7 protein-coding genes are annotated in these 6529 nt (G+C 67.7%); 5 read left to right on the top strand and 2 right to left on the bottom strand.

The annotated features are described in order from the left end of the window. The 3 genes from B1964_RS14675 to B1964_RS14665 all read left to right on the top strand — a co-directional run. Positions 1–473 (top strand): aminotransferase class V-fold PLP-dependent enzyme (locus B1964_RS14675; RefSeq protein WP_139765741.1); only part of this gene is annotated, 473 nt, incomplete at its 5' end. Next, positions 473–1612, top strand: a complete 1140-nt coding sequence (mnmA, locus tag B1964_RS14670) for a tRNA 2-thiouridine(34) synthase MnmA (RefSeq protein ID WP_172398845.1) — start codon at positions 473–475, stop codon at positions 1610–1612. The genes B1964_RS14675 and mnmA, both read left to right, overlap by 1 nt. Before the next feature lie 4 nt (positions 1613–1616). Continuing rightward, positions 1617–2636 carry a vitamin-B12 independent methionine synthase gene (locus B1964_RS14665; protein WP_079930294.1) on the top strand — a complete coding sequence of 340 codons (1020 nt, stop codon included), beginning with the start codon at positions 1617–1619 and terminating at the stop codon, positions 2634–2636. 10 nt (positions 2637–2646) lie between these two features. Here the strand turns inward: B1964_RS14665 and B1964_RS14660 are convergent, their stop codons facing one another. Continuing rightward, positions 2647–3918, bottom strand: coding sequence for an MFS transporter (locus B1964_RS14660; RefSeq protein ID WP_006371753.1), 1272 nt, complete (start codon positions 3916–3918; stop codon positions 2647–2649). 248 nt (positions 3919–4166) lie between these two features. Between B1964_RS14660 and B1964_RS14655 the strand changes: the two genes are divergently transcribed. Together B1964_RS14655 and B1964_RS14650 are read left to right on the top strand one after the other, a co-directional pair. Further along, entirely contained in the window at positions 4167–5135 is a 969-nt protein-coding gene (locus B1964_RS14655; RefSeq protein ID WP_079930293.1) for a helix-turn-helix domain-containing protein, read from the top strand. A 49-nt stretch (positions 5136–5184) separates the two neighbouring features. Further along, complete coding sequence (locus B1964_RS14650) at positions 5185–6027, top strand: DJ-1/PfpI family protein (protein ID WP_079930292.1); 843 nt, start codon at positions 5185–5187, stop codon at positions 6025–6027. Here B1964_RS14650 and B1964_RS14645 read toward each other — a convergent pair. Beyond that, a complete protein-coding gene (locus B1964_RS14645; RefSeq protein WP_006371750.1) occupies positions 5967–6359 on the bottom strand; it encodes an MmcQ/YjbR family DNA-binding protein in 393 nt (130 codons plus the stop codon). The two genes, B1964_RS14650 and B1964_RS14645, sit on opposite strands and share 61 nt — an antisense overlap. Positions 6360–6529 lie beyond the last annotated feature (170 nt).

Genomic DNA, 6529 nt, shown 5'->3' with positions numbered 1-6529 from the left:
CGGGCCCCCAGCCGGTCGCGGCGGCCGTCGGTATGGCGACCGCTCTGCGGATCGCCACCGCAGAGCTACCCGAATCGATGGTCGCGGTCGCCGCACTGCGCGACGAATTGTTCGCCACCATCCTCGACATTCCCGGCACGAGCGCCAACGGACCGCGCGACGAGCGTCGGCTGCCGGGCAACGTTCACGTGTCCTTCGAAGGGTGCGAAGGGGATTCGTTGCTGATGCTGCTCGACGCCAACGGCGTCGAGTGTTCCACCGGTTCGGCGTGTACGGCCGGCGTCGCACAGGCCAGCCACGTCCTGTTGGCGATGGGTCTCGACATGGCCGAGGCTCGCGGCTCCCTGCGGTTCTCGTTGGCCCCGAGCACGACCCGTTCGGACATCGAGACCGTCGCCGACGTCATCGGCGAGGTGGTCGAGCGTGCCCGCGTCGCCGGACTGGTGTCGGCGCCCGGCGGAAGGGCACAGTGATGCGGGTCCTGGCAGCCATGAGCGGAGGGGTCGACTCGGCGGTCGCCGCCGCACGTGCCGTCGACGCCGGTCACGACGTCGTCGGCGTGCATCTGGCGTTGTCGACCGCTCCGGGTGCCCTGCGCACCGGCTCGCGGGGATGTTGCTCGCGCGAGGACGCCGACGATGCCCGCCGCGCCGCCGACGTCCTGGGTATCCCGTTCTACGTGTGGGACTTTGCTGATCGCTTCAAGGACGACGTCATCGACGAGTTCGTCGCCGCGTACGCCGCCGGTCAGACCCCGAACCCGTGCCTGACCTGCAACGAAAAGATCAAATTCGCGGCGCTGGCCGACAAGGCGATGGCCCTGGGTTTCGATGCGCTGGCCACCGGCCACTACGCGCGCCTGTCCGGAGGACAGCTGCGTCGGGCCGTCGATCCGGACAAGGACCAGTCCTACGTCCTGGCCGTGCTCACCCGGGACCAGCTCGACCGCGCGATGTTCCCGGTTGGCGACACGCCCAAACCCGCGATCCGTGCCGAGGCGGCGCAACGGGGATTGTCGGTGGCCGCCAAGCCGGATTCGCATGACATCTGCTTCATCCCCACCGGGGACACCCGCGCATTTCTCGGCGCACGCATCGGCGTGCGGCCGGGTGCGGTCGTCGACGCCGGGACCGGTGAGCGGCTGGCCGATCACGACGGGGTGCACGGCTTCACGATCGGCCAACGCAAGGGACTCGGTATCGAGGCGCCCGCAGTCGACGGTCGACCGCGCTACGTCACCGACATCGATCCCGAGACCGGCACGGTCGCCGTGGGCTCCGAGGAGCATCTACAGGTGCATTCGATCCGCACCCGCAACGCGGTGTGGACCTCCGGAGAGTCGCCCGAGGGTCCCGTCGAGGTGACCGTTCAGGTGCGCGCGCACGGGGGGCTGGCTCCCGCGGTGGCCACCCCGGTCGACGGCCCCGACGGCCCGTTCATCGAGATCGCGCTGGGCGAGCCGTTGACCGGGGTGGCGCGTGGGCAGGCCGCGGTGCTGTATCTCCCCGATCCCGCCAACGGTGATCTCGTACTCGGTTCGGGCCGAATCGCTTCCACCTCGTCGGACCCGGAATCTGCGGCCCGGCCGGTGTCGGCGTCGCTCGCCGAGTAGACCGATGACCGATCTGCCCACCGGGGTGGGAACGGGTGTTGGTTCGATGCCGGGCACCGATCCGCGCGAGGCGGCGGCGATCATCAACGGCGAGCTCGACTTCGCCCATCTCGCCGAGTTGCCCGCTCGTGGAATCGGTGCCGACATGATCGGGCGGATGGCTGCGGTACTCGTCGACCTCCCGATCGACTCGGCCACCTGGGGCTACCGGCTCGGCGCCCGTGGCTCCTCGGTCGCGCGACGTGCGCGGGGGTTCCTCGCCGCAGATCTCGACGCGATCGAGGAGATCTGGGATGCAGCCGGTTTCATCGGCACCGGACGGCCGATGAAGGTCGCGGTCGCCGGGCCGTTCACGTTGGCCGCCTCCATCGAACTCGTCAACGGGCACAAGGCCATTCGCGATCGGGGCGCGCTGCGCGATCTCATCGACTCCGGTGCCGAGGGGCTCGCCGGATTGGTCGGCGAGGTCCGTCGCCGGCTGGGCGCCTGGGTGATCGTGCAACTCGACGAGCCGATGGTGGGGACGGTGATCGACGGTCGGGTGCCGCCGCTGACCCGGCTCGACGTGATCCCGCCGATTCCGGTCGCCGACGTCGCCGAGGCCTTGCGCTCGGTGCGCGAGCACCTCGACGTGCCGATGATCGTGCACAACTGTGGCGCGCCGAGATGGGATCTCGTGCACGCACTCTCGGGTGTGGCGTACGGCATCGACGTCACGGGCATCGGATCTGCGGACACCGCGGCACTCGACGGGATCGGCGGCCTGATCGACCGCGGCGATGTGCTCGTCGCCGGGGTCCTGCCGGGCGACCACGCAGACCCCGCCGTCCATGCCGAGACGGTCGCGACCACCCTCGCCGAGCTGGTCGACCGCATCGGTCTCGCGCGAAAAGTGCTGTCGGACAACGTGATCGTCAGCCCGACATGTGGCCTGGCCGGAGCGTCCCCGGACTGGGCGCGCACCGCGTTGAGTATCTGCGCGCGCGCCGGGGAGTTGCTGTCCGCCGATCCCGACGCGCTCTGAGGTCGTCGCCTCAGGCGACTTCCTCGACGCTGGCCTGCTCACTGCCGAACTGCACGCCCTTGCGTTCCCGGCCGAACGCGGTCAGCACGATGACCGCGATCAGGACCGGGACGATCGTCACGGTCAGCGCGAACGGATAGCCGTGACTGCCGGCCACCGCCTCCTGGATCGGAAGATTGAAGGCGGCCAGGCAGTTTCCGAGCTGATAGGTGACGCCCGGGTAGAAGCCACGGATCTCGTCGGGGGACAGTTCGGTCAGGTGTGCCGGGATCACACCCCACGCGCCCTGCACCATCATCTGCATGAGGAAGGCGCCGAGTGCGAGGTAGCCGGCCGTCGAGGAGTAGGCGAACAACGGCACGATCGGCAGCGCGATCACCGCGCACGCGATGATCAGTGTCTTGCGACCGTACCGTTCCGACAGTGCGCCGGCGATCAGACCGCCGATGATGGCTCCGACGTTGTAGATCACCGCGATCCAGGTTGCGGTGCTTGCGGCCAGGCCTGCTCCGGAATCGTTGTGCGCCTTGAGGAATGTCGGATAGACGTCCTGGGTACCGTGGCTCATCCAGTTGAACGCCGTCATCAGCAGGACCAGGAAGATGAAGCGTCGCCAGATGACCGGATTCGACCAGATCTCCCGTGCGGTGGTCTGGGTCTGACGCACCCGGTCACGTGTGGCCTTCCACGCCTCGGATTCCTCCACGCGCGCCCGTATCAGCAGACTGATCAATGCGGGGATGATCGACAGCGCGAACATCCACCGCCAGTTCAGGCCGAGCCATGTGTTGAGAACCAGGAATGCCAGTGCGGCGCAGAGGTATCCCATCGAATAGCCGCTCTGCAGGAAGCCGGAGAAGAAGCCTCGTCGGGAGACGGGGATCTTCTCCATGGCCAGTGCGGCCCCGAGGCCCCATTCGCCGCCCATGCCGATGCCGTAGAGCATGCGCAGCACCATCAACACCCAGAATCCGGGTGCGAAGGCGCAGAGGAAGCCGACCACACTGTAGAAGGCGACGTTGGTCATCAACGGGATGCGACGACCCTTGCGGTCGGCCCAGAGCCCGAAGATGAACGCGCCCACCGGTCGCATCAGCAGGGTCATGGTGGTGATCAGCGCCATCCGGTCCAGCGGAACCCCGAAATCCTTGGCGATGTCGGCGTAGATCAGGACGACCAGAAAATAGTCGAATGCGTCCATTGCCCAGCCCAGATATGCCGCGGCGAAGGAATTGCGCTGATCGGCGGTGAGTTTCTCCCGCGGGGTCGATGAGGTTGCCATGCTCGAATCTCCTACAGACGTCGCAGATCTCGCTTTCCCGGCAGAAATCCCACTGTAGTCCGGCTGAGTCCGGCGCATGGGTTATTTGCAGTCCGAAATACTCGCGAAATGCCTTTATCGGACATCGGTGTATTCATGTGAGCGCATAACGTGGCTTGTCGTCCGATCGAGGGCGTCCGGCTGGGCGTGTCCTGATCTGTGGGAGTTTGGTCCTGGACGCCATGGCAGGCGTTCGACACCATGGACCCATGACGCGATCAGTGGTGGTCCTCGGCTTCGCCGGGGTGCAGCCGCTCGACATCACCGGGCCGCTCGACGTGTTCACAGCGGCGTCGCTGGTGCTCGCCGGACGTGATGTCGCGCAATCGGGTTACGAGATCTCGCTGGTGTCGGTGGGGGGTCGGCCGGTCTCCTCCGGTGCCGGCCTCGATTTCGTCGCGGACCCGCTGCCGGCACCCGACACGCCGATCGACACCTTGGTCCTGCCCGGGGGCATGGGCGTCTTCGAGGCCCGGTATTGCTCCGAGATGATGACGTGGATTCGCGCCACGGCACGCCGAGCACGGCGGGTGGTCACCGTGTGCAGTGGGGCCTTCCTGGCTGCCGAGATCGGTCTGCTCGACGGGCATCGCGCGACCACGCACTGGGCTTCGGCACAGCTGTTGGCTTCCGAATATCCGGCCGTGCAGGTCGATCCCGACCCGATCTTCATCCGCAGCTCCGAGCGCGTGTGGACGGCGGCCGGTGTCACCGCGGGCATCGATCTCACTCTGGCACTCGTGGAGGAGGACCACGGCACCGAGCTTGCGCAGTCCGTTGCGCGGTGGCTGGTCTTGCATCTCCGACGTCCGGGTGGGCAGTCCCAGTTCGCGCCGCCGGTCTGGATGCCACGGGCCCGGCGACGTCCGATCCGAGACGTGCAGGACGCCATCGAGAACGATCCCGCAGCGCCGCACCCGATCACCGACCTCGCGGCGATCGCCGCGATGAGTCCGCGGCATTTCACCCGGGTGTTCACCGCCGAGGTCGGCGAGTCGCCGGGCGTCTACGTCGAGCGGATTCGGACCGACGCCGCCCGTCGGCACCTCGAAGAGAGTGACGATCCGATGCCTGTCGTGGCGGCCCGATCCGGATTCGGCTCGGCAGAGACCATGCGACGTGTGTTCTCGCGGCGTGTGGGGATATCGCCGGACCGTTACCGCCGATCCTGTCGCTGATCGACGGCCGGCAGGCAATGACCATCCGAACACGTCAGGGGGAATCCGCATGACCCGCATCGCGATCGTCGTCTACCCGCAGTTCACCGCTCTCGACTTCGTGGGCCCGTACGAGGTGCTGCGCATGCTTCCGGATGCCGAGGTGCGATTCGTCTGGCATGAGCCGGGACCGATCGTGGCCGACTCCGGTGTTCTGCTGGTCGGGGCCACGCATTCGTTGGCCGAGACACCGAATCCCGACGTCGTGCTGGTTCCGGGAGGTCCCGGGTGCGCGAAGGCGGCGCGGGACGAGCGGCTGCTGGCGTGGCTGGCTGATGTATCGACGACCGCGTCGTGGATGACCTCTGTGTGTACCGGCTCGGTGGTGCTGGCGGCCGCCGGACTGCTGGAGGGCAGGCGCGCGACATCGCACTGGTCCGCGCTGGCCGCGTTGTCGATGTTCGGAGCGACGCCGGTGTCGGATGAGCGGGTGGTCCGGGCGAGCGCAGCGTCGGGGGAGGGTGACGGGGCGAGCGCAGCGTCGGGGGAGGGTGACGGGGCGAAAGTGGTGACGGCTGCCGGGGTGTCTGCGGGGATCGATCTGGCACTGTGGCTGGCCGGGCAGATCGCCGGCGAGGAACGGGCCAAGGCCATTCAGCTCGTGATCGAATACGATCCGCAGCCGCCGTTCGATTCGGGTCACCGCTCCAAGGCGTCGGCGTCCACCGTCGCGCGTGGCGCGGCGCTGCTGTCGCGGGACGCACTGCGGCCCAGCCCGCTGACGGCGGCGACGGCGTTGTCATGGGATCGTTCGCTGCGCCGGTTTCGTCGTGGCGATCGTCGCGCGGGCGGTCACATGCTTTCTCGGGCATCGAGTTTCGCGATCGACCGCTTCGGTGCGATTTGGCGGTAGCTCGCGTCGAGTAGCTCGGCGACCTCGATCCAGTCGGTGGCGTCGTCGAGCAGGATGCCGAGCCAACCTGCGGGTCCGAAGTAGGCGGGGACGAAGAACCTCGGATCCTCGACGAGCGCGGCACGCTCGGCTGGGTCGGCGAGGAACAACACCGAACGGTCGTGGCGGATTCCGCCTTTCTCGCCACCGCCATAGTTGCCGAACATCTTGCCGCACCGGAATGTTGGTCGGCCGTGCGCGACCACCTCGGTGGCGTCGGGGAATGCCAGAGCCACTTCGCGTACGCGGATGAGGAAGGGGTCGGCGTCGTCGAACATGATCGGATGTGGCACGGGTCGACTCCTCGATACGTGGACAACTCCGGTGGCGGGACTTTCACGCTACCGCGCCTTCGGTGCCAGTTTCTGTGTCTTGTGTCTTGTGTCCGTTGTCCGGCTCGTCCTTGGTCGGTGGTCGAGGTGTGAGGCTCCCCAGGCGCCGAGCCGTTCATCGGTGGTCGAGG

Origin of the sequence: Gordonia sp. i37 (assembly GCF_002043085.1) — a bacterium.
Classification (GTDB): domain Bacteria; phylum Actinomycetota; class Actinomycetes; order Mycobacteriales; family Mycobacteriaceae; genus Gordonia; species Gordonia polyisoprenivorans.
The sequence above is the reverse complement of the archived record's forward strand: the minus strand, read 5'-3'. Positions and strand labels throughout refer to the sequence as shown.